Consider the following 17,552-nt stretch of genomic DNA (forward strand, 5'->3'; position numbering starts at 1 on the left):
GGGTGTGCGGCCGGCCGGCGTTCGGCGGTTGTCACTTCTGGATGAACGAGGCCCAGCGCTTCAGCGCCGCCTCGCCTGCCGGCGAGCTCCACCAGGCGCCGGAGATCAGCACCTGCTTGGCGGCGTTCTCCGGCGAACTCGGCATCTGCGCCGCACGCTCGGGCGAGATCTTGCCGGTCGCGTAGGCGGCCGGGTTGCCGGGGCCGTAGTCGATATAGGCCGGGAAGTTGGCCTGGATCTCGGGCTTGATCGCGGCGTTCACGAACTTCACCGCGGTCGGCAGGTTCGGCGCACCCTTCAGGATGCAGAGCGAGGTGTATTGCAGGAAGCCCTGGTTGAAGGTGTGGCCGACCGGCGCGCCCTCCTTGGCGATCGCCGAGACGCGACCGTTCCAGGCCATCTCCATGTCGACCTCGCCATCGGCGAGCAACTGGGCCGACTGCGCGCCGGAGGTCCACCAGACCGTGATATGCGGCTTGATCTCCTCGAGCTTCTTGAAGGCGCGGTCGACATCGAGCGGATAGAGCTTGTCGGGCGCGACGCCGTCGGCGAGCAGCGCGGCCTCGAGTGTGGCGAGCGGATGGTTGCGCAGCGCGCGCGTGCCCGGGAACTTTTTCACGTCCCAGAAATCGGCCCAGCTCTTCGGGCCGTTGTCGCCGAACTTCTTCTTGTTGAAGGCGAGCACCGACGAATAGAACTCGTAAGCCACCGAATAGGGCGACTTGTACGCGTCGGGCATGCTCGCCGCATTCGGGATCTGCGCGAAGTCGAGCTTCTCGATCAGGCCCTGTTCGCCGCCGCGGATGCAGTCCTGCGACGGGGTGTCGACCACGTCCCAGATCGGCTTGCCGGTCGCGATCTGGGTCTTGATCACCGGCCAGGCGTCCGGGGCGCTGTCCTGGTTGACCTTGATGCCGAGCAGTTCGGCGACCGGGTTCAGGATCGCCTTGGTCTGGGCCTCCTGATAGGCGCCGCCCTGCGAGACGAAGGTGATCTGTTCCGCCGCGCCCGCCACGGTCGGCAGGGCTGCGGCGAGGGCGACGATCGAAGCGGCGATCATCGACAGCGAACGGCTGACTTTCATTCCGATCCTCCTCCGGCCCGAAGGCCGCCTTGCGGTCTGGTTCGACGGGATGCGATGCGGATGCTTGGGGATGAGGCCTCAGCGCCCGATGGCGTCGAGGAACTGGTACCAGCCGGCGACCACGCGAACCGCGGGTTCGCGCAGGCCGTAGAAGGGGATGGCCTTGAGAGGCGTGTCGGTGACGAGGCCGAGCGTCGGCCGGCCGCCGGTGACGAGGTCGGCGACGTGCCGGCCGATGCCGGAGGCGAGCGCGACGCCGGAACCGTTGAAGCCCATGCAGTAGACGACGCGGTCGTCGAGCCGGCCGAGGTGGGGCAGGCTGTCGAGCGTCATAGCGACGAGCCCCGACCAGCGATGCGTAACGGGCACGTCCGCCAGTTCGGGGAACTGCTGCACCATCGCGGTCTGGAGCGCGGCGAAGGCCGCGTCCGAGTCGTCCTTGCCGAAGGCGCCGCGGCCGCCATAGAGCAGCCGGTCGCCGGCCTTGCGGAACCAGCGCATCATCCGGCGCGTCTCGGTGTAGCTGCGGCCGGTCGGCAGCAGCTTTTCACCGGCCGTGCCGGTCAGCGGCGCGGTCGCGATCATCGCCGAGCGGAACGGGATGACCGAGGTGCGGACCTTCGCGGTCGCGCCGGTGAGGTCCGAATAGGCGTCGGTCGCGATGACGACCTGGCGGGCGCGGACGGTGCCGGACGGCGTTTCGACCAGCACGCCGGAGTCCTCGCGCCGGAACCGCAGCACCGGCGTCGCCTCGTGCACGGCGACGCCGTCGCGAACGAGTCCGGCCGCGAGGCCGAGCACGAAGGCGAGCGGGTGGACGACGCCGCCATGTGTATTCAGCATGCCACCGACGAAGCCCTTCGCGCCGATCTCGGCGGCGACCTCCTCGGCCGACAGCACCGAGATCGCGTCGTCGCCGAGCGCGTTGCGCAGCCAATCGGCCTCGGTCCGCAGGGCGGCGAAGGATACCTCGTTGTGGGCGCAGCGCAGCGAGCCGGTCGGCCGGTAGTCCGCGCCCTGAATGTCGTAGGCCTCGATCAGCGTCGCGACATGCTCGATCGCCTCGACGCCGAGGTCGTGCATGTAGCGCGCGGTCTCGATCCCGTGGGCGTTGGCGATGTCGCGGAAGCCGAGGCGGAACTTGCCCGACACGACGCCGCCGTTGCGGCCGCTGCCGCCACCGCCGATCCGGCCGGCCTCGAGCACGATGGGCACGAGGCCGGCCTTGGCGAGATAGCGCGCGGTCGACAGGCCGGTGTAGCCGCCGCCGATCACCACCACATCCGCGGTCCGGTCGCCGGGGAGCGGCGCGAACGCGGGCCGCCCCGCCACCGTCGCGGCCCAGAGCGAGGCGACGGGGCGCGCGGTCGCGAAAGCGTTCGGCGCGGTGGCGGCGTTGCGGGCTGTGTCGGTCGAGGCGGCGGCCATCGGTGACGTCCTCCCGATCAGGCGGCCGAGGCGAGCGCGGCGCGTTCGGCGTCGACCGCGTCGGCCAGCTGTTTCAGGGTCGAGAAGTGATAGTCCGGCTTGGTCACGACCTTCGGGGTCGGCGTGCCGCCGAAGCCGTTTAGGCCCTGGCGACGCTCGATCCAGCACACGGTGTAACCCTCGGCCTTGCCGACGCCGATGTCGTGATACTGGCTCTGGGCGACGTGCAGGATCTCCGACTGCTTGTAGCCATGCGCCGACTGGCGACCCTTGTTGAAGGCGAAGAAGCGCGGGTCGGGCTTGGCGCAGCCGGTCTCGTCGCAGGTGACCGTATCGTGGAACGGGTTGCCGAGCGTCTCGGCATAGGCCGAGAGCACGGTGCGGTCGGTGTTGGTCATGGCGACCAGCCGATAGTTCTTGCGCAGGCGGGCGAGCGCCTCGACGGAGTCCGCGAAGGCCGGCCAGCGGAACACGGCGAGCTGGAACGCATCCGCGGTCGCCTCGTCGTCCTTGAAGCCGCATTCCTTGGCGAGGTGCAGGTAGACGTCCTTCATGGCGAAGGAGGAGCGGCCATAGAACTTGTCGCGGCCGCGCTTGTAGGGCTCGAAGATCTCGTCGTCGCTCGCCGCCGCCGCCTTCGGGCCGCCGAGGCGGCGGATGGAATCGAGCACGCCCTTTTCGAAGTCGATCAGCGTGCCGACGACGTCGAAGGTCATCACTTTGAAATCGGTCAGTTTCATCTCAGGTCGTCCTTGGGAGGAGATGGTTCGGGAAGAAGGGAGGGAGAGGAGGAGAGGACAGGGGATCCCGTTTCGGGTTCTGGTTATGGAGGCGGTCAGGGCGCGCGCGGCACCACGACCGTGTCGTCGGGGTCGAGGGCGACCACGATGCGCTGGCCGGGCGCCTTGATCAGCGATCGTCCATGGCGGTTGCTCGGCACGCGCAGCGACAGGCGCGCGCCGCCGTCGATCTCGACGAAGACGCGCACGCTCTCGCCCTGATAGAGGGTCTCGATCACCGTGCCGGCGAGCCGGTTGACGGCCGTCTCGTCTCCATCGGCGACGATGGTCGGCTTCTCGGCATGGACGGCGAGGAACAGTTCGTCGGCGACCGGCACCGGCCGCGCGGCGACCAGCCGGTTCGGCCCGAGCATGACCGTGTGACCGTCGAGCCGGCGGACCGGGATCAGCGCGGCCTCGCCGATGAAGCCGGCGACGAAGGAATCGACCGGCGCATCGTGCAGGCGCTCGGGCGTGTCGATCTGGACGATGCGGCCCTTGCGCATGATCGCGACGCGGTCGCTCATGGTCAGCGCCTCGCGCTGGTCGTGCGTCACGTAGATGATGGTGGCGGCGAGCTTGCGATGCAGGTGCTTCAGCTCGATCTGCATCGTCTCGCGCAGCTGCTTGTCGAGCGCGGAGAGCGGCTCGTCCATCAGGATCAGCCGTGGCTCGAAGATCATGGCGCGGGCGAGCGCCACGCGCTGGCGCTGGCCGCCGGAGAGCTCGTCGATGCGCCGGTCGCCGTAACCGCCGAGCTCGACCATGTCGAGCGCGGACGCCAGCCGCGCCGGCCATTCGCTCTTCGGCATGCGGCGGGCGCGCAGCGGGAACGTGACGTTCTCGGCGACGCTCATGTGCGGGAACAGCGCGTAGTTCTGGAACACGATGCCGATGTCGCGCTTGTGCGGCGGCATCCAGGTCACGTCGCGGTCGCCGATGAAGATCGCGCCCGAGGTCGGCTGCACGAAGCCGCCGAGAATGCCGAGGAAGGTCGTCTTGCCCGAGCCCGACGGACCGAGGATCGAGACGAACTCGCCCGGCGCGACGTCGAGCGAGACGTCGTCGAGCGCCCGGAACTCGCCGTAACGCTTGGTGGCCGAGCGGATCGAGACGCCAAAGCTTGCCGAATGCGGGCCTGCGGTCATGACGGGTCCGGGTTTGCCGCGGCGCATTACATCGATGCCGCATCGCAGCACGCGACGCGGCAGGCGCCCGTTCGACACGGGGCGCGATGAAACGAACCGACGACTTGATGTTTCTGGCGATTTCGCGGCCTCGTGGCCGGCTGATGACGCCTAGAAGACCAACGGCGACCGCGTCATGCAATTGAAAAAAACTCGCCGCGACATTACACTATGTAAATGCGAAGCCTGCGTCTCGCCTTGCCGTCCCTGAACGGCCTCTTCACCTTCGAGGCCGCCGCGCGCTGCGGCACCTTCGGGCGCGCGGCGACCGAACTCAATGTAACGCCCGCGGCGGTCAGCCGGATGATCGCCCGGCTCGAGGAGCATGTCGGCGCGCCGCTGTTCGAGCGGCTGCCCGGCGGCATCGTCCTGACCGAGGAGGGGCGCATCCTCTACGACGCGCTGTCGCGCAGCTTCTCCGGCATCGAGACGGCGCTGCGCGAGATCGAGGACCGCCGCACGGGGCTCGAGACCGTGACGCTGTCGGTCTCGACCGGCTTCACCACCCATTGGATCATGCCGAACCTCGCCGCCTTCAAACAGGCGTTTCCGGGCGTCGAACTCCGCTTCCAGCTGATCACCAAGGCGCTCGGCGGGCCGGTCAACGACGTCGACCTCGGCATGCGCTTCGTCGATGCCGCCGACGATCGGCACGAGGCGACCTACATCATGCCCGAGCTGCTGCTGCCGATCTGCAGCCCCGGCTACAGCGACGGCGGTTCGATCTCGGATGCGCGCGGCAAGGCCGCGACCGTGATCAATCTCAGCGAGGCGCAGCCGGACTGGTCGGATCTGTTCTTCCCCGGCGCGGGAGCGGCGAGCCCGAGTTCGCTGATCTTCTCGGACTACGCGGTGGTGGTGCAGGCCGCGCTGCTCGGCCAGGGCGTCGCGCTCGGCTGGCTCAACGTCGCGGCGCACTGGCTGCGGACCGGCGCGCTGGTGCCGGTCGGCAACCGGATCATGGTCACGGGCCGGCATTGCCAGTTCCTCAGGACGCGCGAACGGCGCGACCGGCCGATCGTGCGTGCGGTGCGCGACTGGATCATCGGCCGGCTGCGCGAGGATCTGACCGAGATCGATCGGCTCTATCCCGATCTCGGGCTCGCCGAGCGGCTCTGACGCGGCGGTCGGTGGTCGCTTAGACCGCCAGATGGGCGTCGCGGATGTCGGGTCGCGCGTCCAGTTCGGCGAAGCTGCCGGCGAAGCGCACTTTGCCGCGTTCGAGGATCACGGCGCGGTCGGCGATCGATCGGGCGAAAGGCAGGTTCTGCTCCGAGATCAGCAGGCTGACGCCGGCGCGCTTCAGGTCGAGGATGGCGCGGGCCATGTCTTCGACGATGCGCGGCGCGATGCCTTCCGAGGGTTCGTCGAGCATGAGCAGCAGCGGATTGCCCATCAGCGTGCGTGCGATGGTCAGCATCTGCTGTTCGCCGCCGCTCATGCGACCGCCGGGGCGCTTGGGCATCTCGGCGAGGTTCGGGAACAGCGCGAAGAGGCGCTCCGGCGTCCAGATCGGCGCGCCGTCGCGGGGCGGCCGGCGACCGACCTCGAGATTTTCCTCGACCGTCAGGCCGGCGAAGATGCGCCGGTCCTCCGGCACGTAGCCGAGGCCGGCCGCAGCGATCCGATGCGGTTCGGCGCGGGCGATGTCCGCTCCCCGGAAGCGGACCGTGCCCGCCTGTCGGCGACGAGGCCCATGATCGCCTTGAGCGTGGTCGACTTGCCGGCGCCGTTACGGCCGAGCAGGGCGGTGACTTCTCCGGCCGCTACCGTGAAGCTGACGTCGTCGAGGATCCGGGCACGCCCATAAGAGGCGTTCAGGTTGGCGACTTCGAGGATCGGGGCGGCGGTCGCCGCGGCTGGCGCGTCCGGCGCGATCGTGGCCGGGGACGGCGCTCGCATCGCGGGTGCCGAAGCCGTGGGCTCGGCCGCAAAACCCTCGCCGAGATAGATCGCCTGCACCTGTGGATCGGCGCGGACCGCGGCGGGGGTGCCCTCGGCGATCAGCCGGCCCCGATTCAGCACCATGATCCGGTCGGCGTGCTGGAACACGACGTCCATGTCATGCTCGGTGAACAGCACCCCGATGCGCTCCGTCCGGGCGATGTCGGCGGTCAGCCGCATCAACGCGGCACGATCCTGCGGCGCCATGCCGGCGGTCGGCTCGTCCATCAAGAGCAGCTTCGGCCGACTGGCCAGCGCCATGGCGAGTTCGAGCCGCTTCAGGTCGCCATAGGCGAGTTCGGCGGCGGGGCGTCGGGTCTCGGCCCCGAGTCCGACGCGCCCGAGCAGCGCCGCCGCTTGCCCCTCGACCCGCGCGGTGGCGTGCCCGATCAACCGGCCGAGGCGGCCGGCCTGCGACAGGAGCGCGACGGCGACGTTCTCGATCACGGTCATCGAACCGAAAGTCGCGGTGATCTGGAAGGTGCGGCCGACGCCGAGGCGTCCGATGCGGTGCGGGGCCAGACCGGTGATGTCGCGGCCGGCGAGCCGGATCGTGCCGCGATTGGGACGGATCTGGCCGTTCAGCATGTTGAAGCAGGTGCTCTTGCCGGCGCCGTTCGGGCCGATGAGAGCCACGAGCTTGCCCGCGTCGAGCCGGAACGACACGTCCATCACGGCCTCGACGCCGCCATAGGATTTCACAAGGCCATCGACTTCGAGGAGCGAACTCATGGCGCGGCCTCCGGGTCGCGGGCCGTCGTCGGCTCCTTCGCGCCGAGCCGATCGCGCAAGGCCAGCGCCGAGCCGACCAGGCCGGAGGGGAAGGCGACGACCAGGGCGATAATGACGAGGCCGAGCACGAGCTTCGAATAATCGGTGTTGCTGATCAGCCAGATCGACAGGAGCTTCAGCGCGGCGGCGCCGACGATCGGCCCGGCGATGGTGCCGACGCCGCCGGCGAGCACCATGACGAGCGCGTCGACCGAGAGCGGGATCGCCATCGTGTCGGGGAAGACGCTGCCTTTGAGGTAGGCGAACAGCGCGCCGGCGAGACCGGCGAGCGCGCCGGCGATCACGAAGGCGCGCCATTGCACCGCGCGCGCGGCGATGCCGGCCGCCTCGGCCCGGAGCCGGCTGTCGCGGGCGGCGCGGAGCGCATAGCCGAAGGGCGAGAACACGAGCGCGCGGTGCAGCGCGAGGCCGGCGACGACGAGGCCGAGCGTCGTCCAGTAGAAGGCCGCCGGGCTCGCGACCGCCGCGGCCGGCCAGACGCCGAGGATGCCGTTGTCGCCGCCGGTGACCGCGACCCATTGGAAGGCGATCGACCACAGGATCTGCGCGAAGGCGAGCGTCAGCATCGCCAGATAGACGCCCGACAGCGGCATCGCGAACCAGCCGACGATCGCGGCGCCGGCCGCGGCCAGTGCTGGACCGGCGGCGAGCGCGAGCGGCATCGGCAGAGCGAGCGCCTTGGCGGCGAGCGCCGCGCCATAGGCGCCGAGGCCGAAAGAGGCGGCATGACCGAACGAGACGAGGCCGCCGACCGAGAGAATCAGGTGCAGGCTCGCGGCATAGAGCGCGAAGATCGCGACCTCGGTCGCGACCGTCAGGCCGTAGGGGCTCAACACCGCCGGTAATGCCGTCGCGGCGAGAAGTATCGCAAGGGTGAGCGCGCGGGAGCTCCGGCCCATCGGCGCCCAGGGCCGGGAGTCGAGCGCGGGCGCGCGCGGCTCGGCATCGCGGGTGCCGAACAGGCCCGAAGGCCGAACCACCAGCACGATCGCCATGACCAGGAACACCAGCACCAGCGAGATCTTCGGCAGGATCAGAATGCCGAAGGCATTGAGCAGGCCGACGATGATCGCCGCTACGAAGGCGCCGCCGATCGAGCCGAGCCCGCCGATCACCACGACGACGAACACTTCCACAATGACCGCGAGGTCCATCGCATGGGAGACGGCGGCGCGCGGCACCTGCAGCGCGCCGCCGAGGCCGGCGAGGAAGGTGCCGAGCGCGAAGACGCCGGTGAACAGCCATTTCTGGTTCACACCGAGGGCGGCGACCATGTCGCGGTCCTCGGTCGCGGCGCGCACCAGCACGCCCCATCGCGTCCGGTGCAGGACGAGCCACAAGAGCCCGAGCACGGCCGGGCCGAGCGCGATCAGGAACAGGTCGTAGGCCGGGATGCGCTTGTCCAAGATCATTACCGCGCCGGCGAGGCCGGGCGCGCGTGGCCCGACCATGTCCTCCGGGCCCCAGATCAGCAGAACGGCATCCTCGACGACCAGCGTGGCGCCGAAGGTGGCGAGCAACTGGAACAACTCGGGCGCGCGGTAGATCCGGCGCAGGAGCAGGATTTCGAACAGCGCGCCGAGGATCGCAACAGTGGCGGCCGCCGCGACGAGCCCGCCCCAGAAGCCGAGCGCGCCGGCGAAGCGATCGGTCAGCGAAAAGGCGATGTAGGCGCCGAGCATGTAGAAGGCGCCGTGCGCGAAGTTCACGATCCGCGTCACGCCGAAGATGATCGACAGGCCCGACGCCACTAGGAACAGCGACGAGGCGCTCGCCAGACCGGTCAGGAGTTGGGCGACGATGAGCTGCATGAACCTCCGGCGCGGGGGAGAGGCGAGCCGTGTGGGGCTTCGAAGGCCCCGCACGGCGCCCGATCAGTTGGCGGGCCGCAGCTTGCGGACCTCGTCGTCGGTCGGCAGGTACTTGGCGCCGTCGCGGTAGACGGCATCGACCATGACGCCCTTGCCGTCCTTCAGCGCGGTGCGACCGACGAAGGCGCCCATGGTCGCCTGGTGGTCGAGCGCGCGGAACACGATCCGGCCGAACGGCATGTCGACCGCGACGCCCTCGGCGGCGGCGATCATCTTCTCGGTATCGGTCGAGCCGGCCTTGGCAAGGACGGCGGCGATCGATTTGATCATCGAGTAGCCGACCACCGAGCCGACGCGCGGATAGTCGTTGTACCGGGCCTGATAGGCCTTCAGGAACGCCGCGTGCTCGGGCTGCGGCACCGCGCTCCAGGGATAGCCGGTGACGATCCAGCCCTCGGGCGTCTCGGCCTTGAGCGGGTCGAGATATTCCGGCTCGCCGGTCAGGAAGCTCACGACCGCGCGGCCCTGGAAGGTGCCGCGCGTGTTGCCCTCGCGGACCAGCTTCACGAGGTCCGGGCCGAAGGTGACGTTGAGGATGGCTTCCGGCTTCACCGCGTCGATCGCCTCGACGACCGCGCCGGCGTCGATCTTGCCCTGCGGCGGCCATTGCTCGCCGACCCATTCGATATCGGGCCGCTTGGCGGAGAGCAGCTGCTTGAACACGGCGACGGCGGACTGGCCGTATTCGTAGTTCGGCGCGATGGTCGCCCAGCGCTTGGCCGGCAGCTTGGCGGCCTCCTCGGCCAGCATCGCGGCCTGCATGTAGTTCGAGGGGCGCAGGCGGAAGGTGTAGCGGTTGCCCTTCGACCAGGTGATCGCATCGGTCAGCGGCTCGGCCGCCATGAACAGGATCTTCTTCTGTGCGGCGAAGTCGCTGACCGCGAGGCCGATGTTGGAGAAGAACGTGCCGGCGATCAGCGCCACGCCGTCCTTCGATACCAATTCGTTCGCCGCGGTCACGGCGTCGGCCGGCTTGCCGCCGTCGTCGCGGGAGACGACGACGAGCGTCTTGCCGCCGATGCCGCCGGCGGCATTGATCTCCTCGACCGCGAGCTGCCAGCCCTTGCGATAGGGCTCGGTAAAGGCCGGCAAAGCCGAGTAGCTGTTGATCTCGCCGATCCTGATCTCGTCGGCTCGTGCGGCTTGTCCGGCAACGGCGCCGAGCGCGGCGGTGGCCAGGATTCCCTTGGCCAGAATCCCCTGGAGCAGGACCTTCGGCGTCAGGACCGTGCGGATCCACTTCCTCGTCAGCATCATCATCGCCCTCACGAACCGGACCGGTGTCGGACCGATGGTTTACGACAGGAGCCGGGATCGGGGTAGCACCAAAGCCTCGCCTCACACGCGGGACTGCCCGCGAAACGGTGATGACCGGGCGCGACAGGACGAGAGACCGTGTGGCGCGGGAAAATCGAAGTGCTTTCGAGATCAATCATGCGCGTTGCCAGATCGAGGGGCTTGGCTGCACCATGATCCGCAATTCCAGCAGGCCGCGGAAAGATCACGTAACGGGAGGTAATCTCCTTTTTACCTCAGACCCTTGAATGATGCGCGGGTATTCACCAAACCCAAAGGGTCGTGAGCGTAGAAGCGATTCGTGAGACGCTTTTCTGACGTGACGGAGGTCCGATGAACCGCTCGATGGCTGCCGCTTACGACCCGGGCGTGTCGGACGAGTTCGCGGCCATGTTCGATCTGGCGCCGATCTCGCTCTGGGTCGAGGACTTCAGCGGCGTCAAGCGACAGTTCGCGGCCTGGCGCACGGAGGGTGTGACCGATCTCGGCCAATTCCTGCGCGCGGACCCGTCGCGTGTTCATGCCTGCGCGAGCCTGATCCGGGTGATCGGCGTCAACCAGCGCACGCTGCAGCTGTTCGAGGCCGCCAACCGGTTCGAGCTCGTCGCCAATCTGGATCAGGTGTTTCGCGACGACATGCTGATGACGCATGTCGATGAACTGGTGCAGCTCTGGAACACCGGCACGGCGTTCAAGAGCCAGACGGTCAACTACACGCTCTCGGGCCGCCGGCTCGACATTCTGCTCAATGCGATCGTGCTGCCGGGCTACGAGGACGACTGGTCGCGTGTGCTGGTCGCCATCGACGATGTGACCGAGCGCGAGGTGGCGCGGCGCGAACTCGCCGAGAGCGACGCCTATGCGCGCAGCCTGTTCGACCTCTCGCCAGTGTCGCTGTGGGTCGAGGACTTCAGCCATGTGAAGCGGCTGATCGACGAGGTGCGCGGCTGTGGCATCGACGATTTCCGCACCTTCACCGACGTGCATCCGGAATTCGTCGATCGCTGCATGAGCGAGATCCGCATCATCGACGTCAATCGCGAAACGATCCGGATCTTCTGCGCCGCCGACCGTACCGAGCTGCTCATGCGCAAGCATGAGATCTTCCGGGACGCGATGCGCCAGCCGTTCCGGGAACAGCTCATCGACCTGTGGAACGGCAAGCTGTTCCAGCAGCGCGAGGTGGTGAACTACTCGCTCGAGGGCCACGAGCTGCATTTCCTGCTGCAGTTCTCGGTGCTGGCCGGGCACGAGCACGACTGGTCGCTGGTGCAGGTCGCGCTGACCGACATCACGGCGCGCAAGAAGGCCGAGGCCTATCTCGAATTCCTCGGCAAGCACGACGTGCTGACCAAGCTCTACAATCGTTCCTTCTACGTCGACGAGATCGCGCGGCTGCAGCGCAGCCGGCTCGAGCCGATGACCATCATCATCGCCGATCTCAACGGCCTCAAGGTCGCCAACGATCGCATGGGCCATGCGGTCGGCGACCAGATGCTGCGCCGGGCCGGCGAGATCCTCGCGGCGGCGGTCGAGGCGCCGGCGACGGCGGCGCGGATCGGCGGCGACGAGTTCGCGATCCTGATGCCGTCGGCCGATGAGCGCGGCGGGCAGGCGATGATGGAGAACATCCGCAAGCTGGTCGAGCTCAACAACCAGTTCTACGGCGGCATGCCGCTCAGCTTCGCCATGGGCGCGGCGACCGGCGCCGCGGGCGAGCCGCTGGAGCAGGTCGCCAAGCGCGCCGACGAGCTGATGTACGAAGAGAAGCGCCAGTACTACGCCCAGGGCGCCGGAGCGGCGGCGCGGCGGTGACGGCCGCGGCCGGCGGTTTCCTGCCGGCGGACCTCGTCACGTCTCAATAGCTGCGGGTCGGGCGGTCGAGGACGCGGCGCCCGAGCAGGCTCGCCACCAGATCGACCATCAGGAGCGCGGTGCGGCCGCGTTCGTCGAGAAACGGATTGAGTTCGACGAGGTCGATGCTGCGCACGAGCCCCGTGTCGCACAGCATCTCCATGACCAGATGCGCCTCGCGGAAGGTCGCGCCGCCCGGCACAGTGGTGCCGACGCCGGGCGCGATGTCCGGATCGAGGAAGTCGACGTCGAGGCTGACGTGGATGATGCCGTCCGCGGCGCGGACCTTGTCGATGAAGGCCCGCAGCAGCACCGCGACGCCGTTCTCGTCGATGGCGCGCATGTCGTGGACGGTGATCGGCGTCCGCGCCAGCGCTTCCCGTTCCGCCGGATCGACGCTGCGCAGACCGATCATGCAGACGTTTTCGGGCTTCACGGTCGCGGCGAGCGGCGGAAGAAAGCCCGCGAAACCCGGACGGCCGGTCGCGTAGGCCATCGGCACGCCGTGGAGGTTGCCACTGGTGCTGGTCTCGAGCGTGTGGAAATCCGGGTGGCTGTCGAGCCAGAGCACGAACAGCTCGCGGCCGGTTTTCGCCGCGCGCCGGGCGACGCCGGGCATGGTGCCGGCCGAGAGACTGTGGTCGCCGCCGAGGAAGATCGGCAGGCCGTCGCCCGCGGCGGCGTAGGCGGCCGCCTCGATCGTCTCGGTCCAGGCTGCGATCTCGCCGAGATGCCGGAGCGCCGGATTGGGATGCGGCTTCTCGGCGTGGGCACCGGGTGCGAGATTGCCGCGATCCTCGATGCGGTGGCCGAGGTCGGCGAGCGTCTCGCCGAGGCCGGCGGCGCGATAGGCGCTCGGGCCCATGTCGCAGCCGAGCCGGCCGGTGCCGGCCTGGACGGGAATTCCGATCAGGATGCAGGTCTCGGTCATCGGCAGGGGTCTCCGAAACGGATCGATCATGAGCCGCCGCGTGTCGCGGAGCGGGAGCGGCGTCGGCTCCGTCGCGCCTTTGCGTGACGGTTTCGTGTCGGGGATACGAAAAATTCCTGACAGCTAGAAATGCATGCTTCGCTTAAGGGCTTTTTTATCGGCCGGCGTGCTACTTCCTGCGCAACTAAGGGGCTTATGCCCTTGGGGAAATCAGGGCATGGCCGTCTCACTTTTGGACCTCGCGCGCGAGGAGTCGAGCGACAGGCGTCGCGAACTCCTGCAGGAGGTCTCGAACATCTTCGTCGACGGCGCGGAAAATCACACCGATCGCGAACTGGTGCTGTTCGGCGAGGTTCTCGGCCGGCTGCTCGACCATGTGAGCGTCGATGATCGCGCCGCATTCTCGAGCCGGGTCGCCGCGCTGGCGCAGACCTCGCGCGATCTGGCGCTGAAGCTCGCCAATGACGCGATCCAGGTCGCCGCGCCGGTGCTGCAGCATTCGCCCTCGCTGACCGACGACGACCTCGTCGACCTCGCCTCCCGGCAGGGCCAGACCCATCTGGCCGCGATCTCGCGTCGCGACGCCCTGAGCGAACACGTCACCGACGTGCTGGTCGATCGCGGCGAGGCGATCGTGCTCAACACGGTCGCGCGCAATCTCGGCGCCCGCTTCTCCGAGCAGGGCTTCGGCGCGCTGGCGGCCAAGGCGGCCGACGACGACAGTCTCGGCGAGGCCCTGTCGTTTCGCGACGACCTGCCGGTCCATATCGCGGAAAAGGTGGCCCCGGTTCTCAATCAGGTCGCGCGCAAGCGGCTCGAACTGCTGATCCAGCAGGACAGCGGCCGCGCGCAGGCGCTGATGGACGATGCCAAGCGCGCCTTCGACGTCGGCCGGGCCGACAGCAAGCGCGGCCGGTTCGAGAGCAAGATCATGGTCGCCGATGTCCGGTCGGGCAAACGACGGCTCGACGAGGCGCTCGACGACCTGATCCATCGCGGCCGGCTGATCGACATCGCCCATGTACTGGCCGATCTCGCGCAAGTGCCCGAGGCGCATGTGTCGAACGTGCTGCACAAGCTCGCCGGCACCGGCATCGCGGTGGTCTGCCGGACGCTCGACGTGTCCGAGACCGTCTACGATCGCCTGTCGCGGCTGCGCTGCGAGCGGTTGCGCGTGCCGCCCGCGCAGGCCGAACCGATGCTGCGCGAGTATCAGCAGCTCGACCGGGCCACGGCCGAGCGCACGCTGCGCTTCCACCGGGTGCGTAGCACGGTCCGCGGCTGACGTCGCCGCTCAGTTGCCTGCGACGGTGATCCGATCATCGAGCCGGCCGATCGTGGCCAGGATCACATAGGCCGTGTAGTCGCGCTCGTACTCGGCGCTGACCCGGCCGATCTCGGCATTGGTCACTTCTTCCTGTGCGTTCAGGAGGTCGAGCACCGAGCGCTGGCCGCCGAGCAGTTCCTTCGAGACGCCTTCGAGCGCGCGGCGGGCAAGGGCGGTCTGGCGGCCGAGTGCTGCGGCGCGCGCCTGCGCGGCGCGGTGGCGCGAGAAGGCGGTGCGTGCGGAGGCGACGACGCCGTCGCGGGTATCGACGGCCTCGTAGTGGCGCTGCATCGCGAGCGCGCGGGCCTCCCGCACCTTGGGCATGGTCGAGGGCGAATAGATCGGCACCCGGACCTGCAGCTTGACGGCGAAACTGTCCTGGCGATCGACCGTGGCCGAGTAGCCGTAGATCCGCTCGCGCGCGACCTGCAGGTCGACGGCGGGCAGAAACTCGCCGACCGCGGCCTTGGCGGCGAAGCGCGCCGCGACCGCATTGCTGTCGGCGGCGCCGATGCGCGGGTTCGACGAGCGGGCGAGTTCGACCAGTTCCTCCTCGCTGCGCGGCAGGGCGCGGTCCGGCACGCCGGCGCGCACGAGCGTCCCACGCGGCGCGTTGCCGGCGAGTTTGGCGTATTCCGCGCGCGAGGCGGCGAGCTCGCCCCGAGCGCGCTCCAGTTCGGCGACGGCGAGCTCGCGCCGGCTCTCGGACTGGTCGATGTCGGTCTTGGTCGCGTCGCCGCCGTCGAAACGGGCGCGGGTCGACTTGGCGATCTCGGCGTAGTGGGCGAGGCTCCTGGACCGGAGCGCGACGATCGCGGTGTCGCGGATCACCGCCAGATGCGCGGCGGCGGCGTCGAGCAGCAGCTGCTGGCGCGCATCGGCGAGCGCATAGGTGCCGGCCGTCTCGGCGGCGCGGGCACGCTTCAGGTCGTTGTAGCGCCGGAAGCCGTCGAAGATCGGCTGCGATACCGTCACCCCGATCGTCGAGGGCGTCGGTGTGTTGCCCGGTTGCGGCGCCGAGTAGCCGACGGCGCCGCGCAGCGCCCAGTCCGTGGTGAAAGAGACCGTCGGCAGGAAGGCGGCGACGGCCGCGTCGACGCCGGCCTTGGTGCCGTCGCGCCGGGCCTCCTCGGCCTTCAGCTTGGCGCTCTCCTGCAGCGCCTTCTCGAGCGTGCGGTCGACGCCCTCGGTGGTGCCGGTCTGAGCGACCTGGAACGCCTGCGCGGCGCGGCCGATCGGGCGGGGATCGGCGGAGACCGGCACTGTGCCGGTGACGAAACCGACGCCGGTCAGCACGATGCCGGCGAGCACTCTGTTCGCCAGCACGGGGCCGGGGACGAGCCGTGCATCGGATCCGGGGCGGGGTGGGGCGACCGGAGAAGACATGGATACTCTAACGCAACTGAACGCGACCGGGCAGGGCGCCGCGGTCCTTTCCAGCAGACTCCATTAGGGTTAACTCTGCGTGAAGGGTCGGCTGAGTTCGGCAATATTTACCGGATTCATCAAGGACTTCGGGTCGGCTGAAATAATGCTGGCCGTGGGCGCCGGATGTCCCTGCGTTCGTCCGAGCCAAAGGGCGCGCGAGCGCGGCGCCCGCGCGCACGATGGACGATATGCATCGACGTTGCATCACGCCGGTTGGAGGGCGTCGGGCGCGGACCGTGCGAACGGCCGCGCGCCTACCGTTCCGAGAAGGCGAGGTCGAACGAGCGGAAGATCGGCTTCAGGAAGTAGCGCAGCACCGACTTTTCGCCGGTCAGGATCTCGGCACGAACGACCATGCCCGGCAGCAGCGGATGCCGCTCTGCGCCCAGGTGGACGTCCGTCCGGTCGAAGCCGACGCGCGCCTTGTAGAAGGGCTCGCCCTTCTCGGTCTTGAACGTGGTCGGCGACACCGACAGTACCTCGCCCTGGATCGGACCAAAACTCTCCGGATCGTAGGCGGTGACCTTGAGCCGGGCCTGCAGGCCGGCGCGGACATAGCCGACGTCGTCGGGCCGGAGCTTCACCTCCGCGACGAGGCGTTCGCCGATCGGCACCAGTTCGGCCACCGTGTCGCCCGGCTTCAGCACGTCGCCGGGGCTCTTCGGCACCATGTCCTGCACGAGGGCGCGGCTCGGGGCGCGCACGAACAGGCGATCGACCCGGTCGCGGCTCTTGGCGATCTGCTGCTCGACCTCGGCGAGTTCGGCGCCGGTCTTGGCTAGGTCGCTCGACCATTGCACGCGGCGGGTCGACTCGGCATCGGCGAGCTGGCCGCGCACTTCGGCGAGGCCGCTTCGGCCGCTCTCGATCTGGCCCTGCACCTGCGCCACGCGGGCGCGGGTCTGCTCGAGCGTCACCTTGGCGTCGAGGAAGGCGTTGCGCGAGGAATAGCCTTCCTTGTGCAGCTTTTCGCGCAGGGCCAGCCGCTCGCGGTTGGCGCCGAGCTGCGCGTCGAGGCTGATCATCTCGGACTGCGCGGCCTGGATCTCGGCCGTGCGCTGGGCGATGCGTGCGGCGAAGGTCTCGCGGATCTTGGCGAGGCCCTCGCTCTCGCGCCGGAACAATTCCTCCTGTTCGCGGCGCTGGTCGTCGGCGAGGCCGAGCGCGGCGAAATCGGGCCGGGTCTCGTCGAGCTGGGCGAGCAGCCGCGCGCGGGTGGCGATGAGGCTCGTGCGCCGTGCCGAGAGCTGGCCGAGATCGGCGCGCGCGCCGGTCGGCTCGAGCCGGATCAGCGGCGCGTCGGCATCGACGATATCGCCGGGCTTGGCGAGGATTTCCGCGACGATGCCGCCTTCGTAGTGCTGGACCGGGATCACCGAGCCTTCGGGTGTGAGCTGACCCTCGGCGACCGCCAGTTCGCGCAAGGGCGCGATCGCGGCGATGATCACTAGGAGGCCGAGCCCGACGGTCAGGCTCACCATGATCGAGCGGAACACGTTCGGCCAGCGGCCGGCCTCGATATCGAGCGGCAGCGCGAGCTCTTCCGCGGACGGGCGTCCGGCGGCGAAACTGGCCTCGCGGGCTCGGCGGATGGCGGCGACGGCTGACACGCGATACTCCAATGGCTCGGA

At 69.0% G+C, this 17,552-nt stretch carries 12 protein-coding genes and 2 pseudogenes; 3 read left to right on the forward strand and 11 right to left on the reverse strand.

Going from position 1 to position 17,552, the window contains the following annotated elements; all coding sequences use genetic code 11:
• Nucleotides 1-31: 31 nt before the first annotated feature.
• The 4 genes from ABS361_00135 to ABS361_00150 form a co-directional block, all read right to left on the reverse strand.
• Nucleotides 32-1,084, reverse strand: coding sequence for an ABC transporter substrate-binding protein (locus ABS361_00135; GenBank protein ID XBY44759.1), 1,053 nt, complete (start codon nucleotides 1,082-1,084; stop codon nucleotides 32-34).
• A gap of 78 nt (nucleotides 1,085-1,162) precedes the next feature.
• The gene (locus ABS361_00140; protein XBY44760.1) at nucleotides 1,163-2,512 is read right to left on the reverse strand and encodes an FAD-binding oxidoreductase; all 1,350 of its coding nucleotides are present in this window, start codon (nucleotides 2,510-2,512) and stop codon (nucleotides 1,163-1,165) included.
• Between the two features lie 17 nt (nucleotides 2,513-2,529).
• Nucleotides 2,530-3,252, reverse strand: a complete 723-nt coding sequence (locus ABS361_00145) for an HAD-IA family hydrolase (protein ID XBY44761.1) — start codon at nucleotides 3,250-3,252, stop codon at nucleotides 2,530-2,532.
• A 95-nt stretch (nucleotides 3,253-3,347) separates the two neighbouring features.
• Nucleotides 3,348-4,439 carry an ABC transporter ATP-binding protein gene (locus tag ABS361_00150; GenBank protein ID XBY44762.1) on the reverse strand — a complete coding sequence of 364 codons (1,092 nt, stop codon included), beginning with the start codon at nucleotides 4,437-4,439 and terminating at the stop codon, nucleotides 3,348-3,350.
• Nucleotides 4,440-4,655: 216 nt separating this feature from the next.
• Between ABS361_00150 and ABS361_00155 the strand changes: the two genes are divergently transcribed.
• Nucleotides 4,656-5,597: a LysR family transcriptional regulator gene (locus ABS361_00155; protein ID XBY44763.1), complete on the forward strand. Its 942-nt coding sequence runs from the start codon at nucleotides 4,656-4,658 to the stop codon at nucleotides 5,595-5,597.
• Nucleotides 5,598-5,616: 19 nt separating this feature from the next.
• Here the strand turns inward: ABS361_00155 and ABS361_00160 are convergent.
• The 4 genes and pseudogenes from ABS361_00160 to ABS361_00175 all read right to left on the reverse strand — a co-directional run bounded on the left by ABS361_00160 (nucleotide 5,617) and on the right by ABS361_00175 (nucleotide 10,339).
• Nucleotides 5,617-6,317, reverse strand: a pseudogene (locus tag ABS361_00160) (ABC transporter ATP-binding protein).
• Between the two features lie 96 nt (nucleotides 6,318-6,413).
• Nucleotides 6,414-7,154, reverse strand: a pseudogene (locus ABS361_00165) (ABC transporter ATP-binding protein).
• Nucleotides 7,151-9,025, reverse strand: coding sequence for an ABC transporter permease (locus tag ABS361_00170; GenBank protein XBY44764.1), 1,875 nt, complete (start codon nucleotides 9,023-9,025; stop codon nucleotides 7,151-7,153). Before ABS361_00170 ends, ABS361_00165 begins: the two are co-directional and overlap by 4 nt.
• A gap of 63 nt (nucleotides 9,026-9,088) precedes the next feature.
• Nucleotides 9,089-10,339, reverse strand: a complete 1,251-nt coding sequence (locus tag ABS361_00175; protein ID XBY44765.1) for an ABC transporter substrate-binding protein — start codon at nucleotides 10,337-10,339, stop codon at nucleotides 9,089-9,091.
• A 375-nt stretch (nucleotides 10,340-10,714) separates the two neighbouring features.
• Here ABS361_00175 and ABS361_00180 point away from each other — a divergent pair, with 375 nt between their 5' ends.
• Entirely contained in the window at nucleotides 10,715-12,196 is a 1,482-nt protein-coding gene (locus ABS361_00180) for a GGDEF domain-containing protein (GenBank protein XBY44766.1), read from the forward strand.
• 43 nt (nucleotides 12,197-12,239) lie between these two features.
• Here the strand turns inward: ABS361_00180 and rocF are convergent, their stop codons facing one another.
• Entirely contained in the window at nucleotides 12,240-13,166 is a 927-nt protein-coding gene (gene rocF / locus ABS361_00185; protein ID XBY44767.1) for an arginase, read from the reverse strand.
• 217 nt (nucleotides 13,167-13,383) lie between these two features.
• Between rocF and ABS361_00190 the strand changes: the two genes are divergently transcribed.
• The gene (locus ABS361_00190) at nucleotides 13,384-14,451 is read left to right on the forward strand and encodes a DUF2336 domain-containing protein (GenBank protein XBY44768.1); all 1,068 of its coding nucleotides are present in this window, start codon (nucleotides 13,384-13,386) and stop codon (nucleotides 14,449-14,451) included.
• A gap of 9 nt (nucleotides 14,452-14,460) precedes the next feature.
• Here the strand turns inward: ABS361_00190 and ABS361_00195 are convergent, their stop codons facing one another.
• Both ABS361_00195 and ABS361_00200 read right to left on the reverse strand, forming a co-directional pair.
• Nucleotides 14,461-15,819 (reverse strand): TolC family protein, encoded by a 1,359-nt coding sequence (locus tag ABS361_00195; protein XBY44769.1) that lies wholly within the window; start codon nucleotides 15,817-15,819, stop codon nucleotides 14,461-14,463.
• A 356-nt stretch (nucleotides 15,820-16,175) separates the two neighbouring features.
• Nucleotides 16,176-17,531 (reverse strand): HlyD family type I secretion periplasmic adaptor subunit, encoded by a 1,356-nt coding sequence (locus ABS361_00200; GenBank protein XBY44770.1) that lies wholly within the window; start codon nucleotides 17,529-17,531, stop codon nucleotides 16,176-16,178.
• Nucleotides 17,532-17,552 lie beyond the last annotated feature (21 nt).

This window comes from Ancalomicrobiaceae bacterium S20, from assembly GCA_040269895.1.
Lineage (GTDB): Bacteria > Pseudomonadota > Alphaproteobacteria > Rhizobiales > Ancalomicrobiaceae > Methyloraptor > Methyloraptor flagellatus.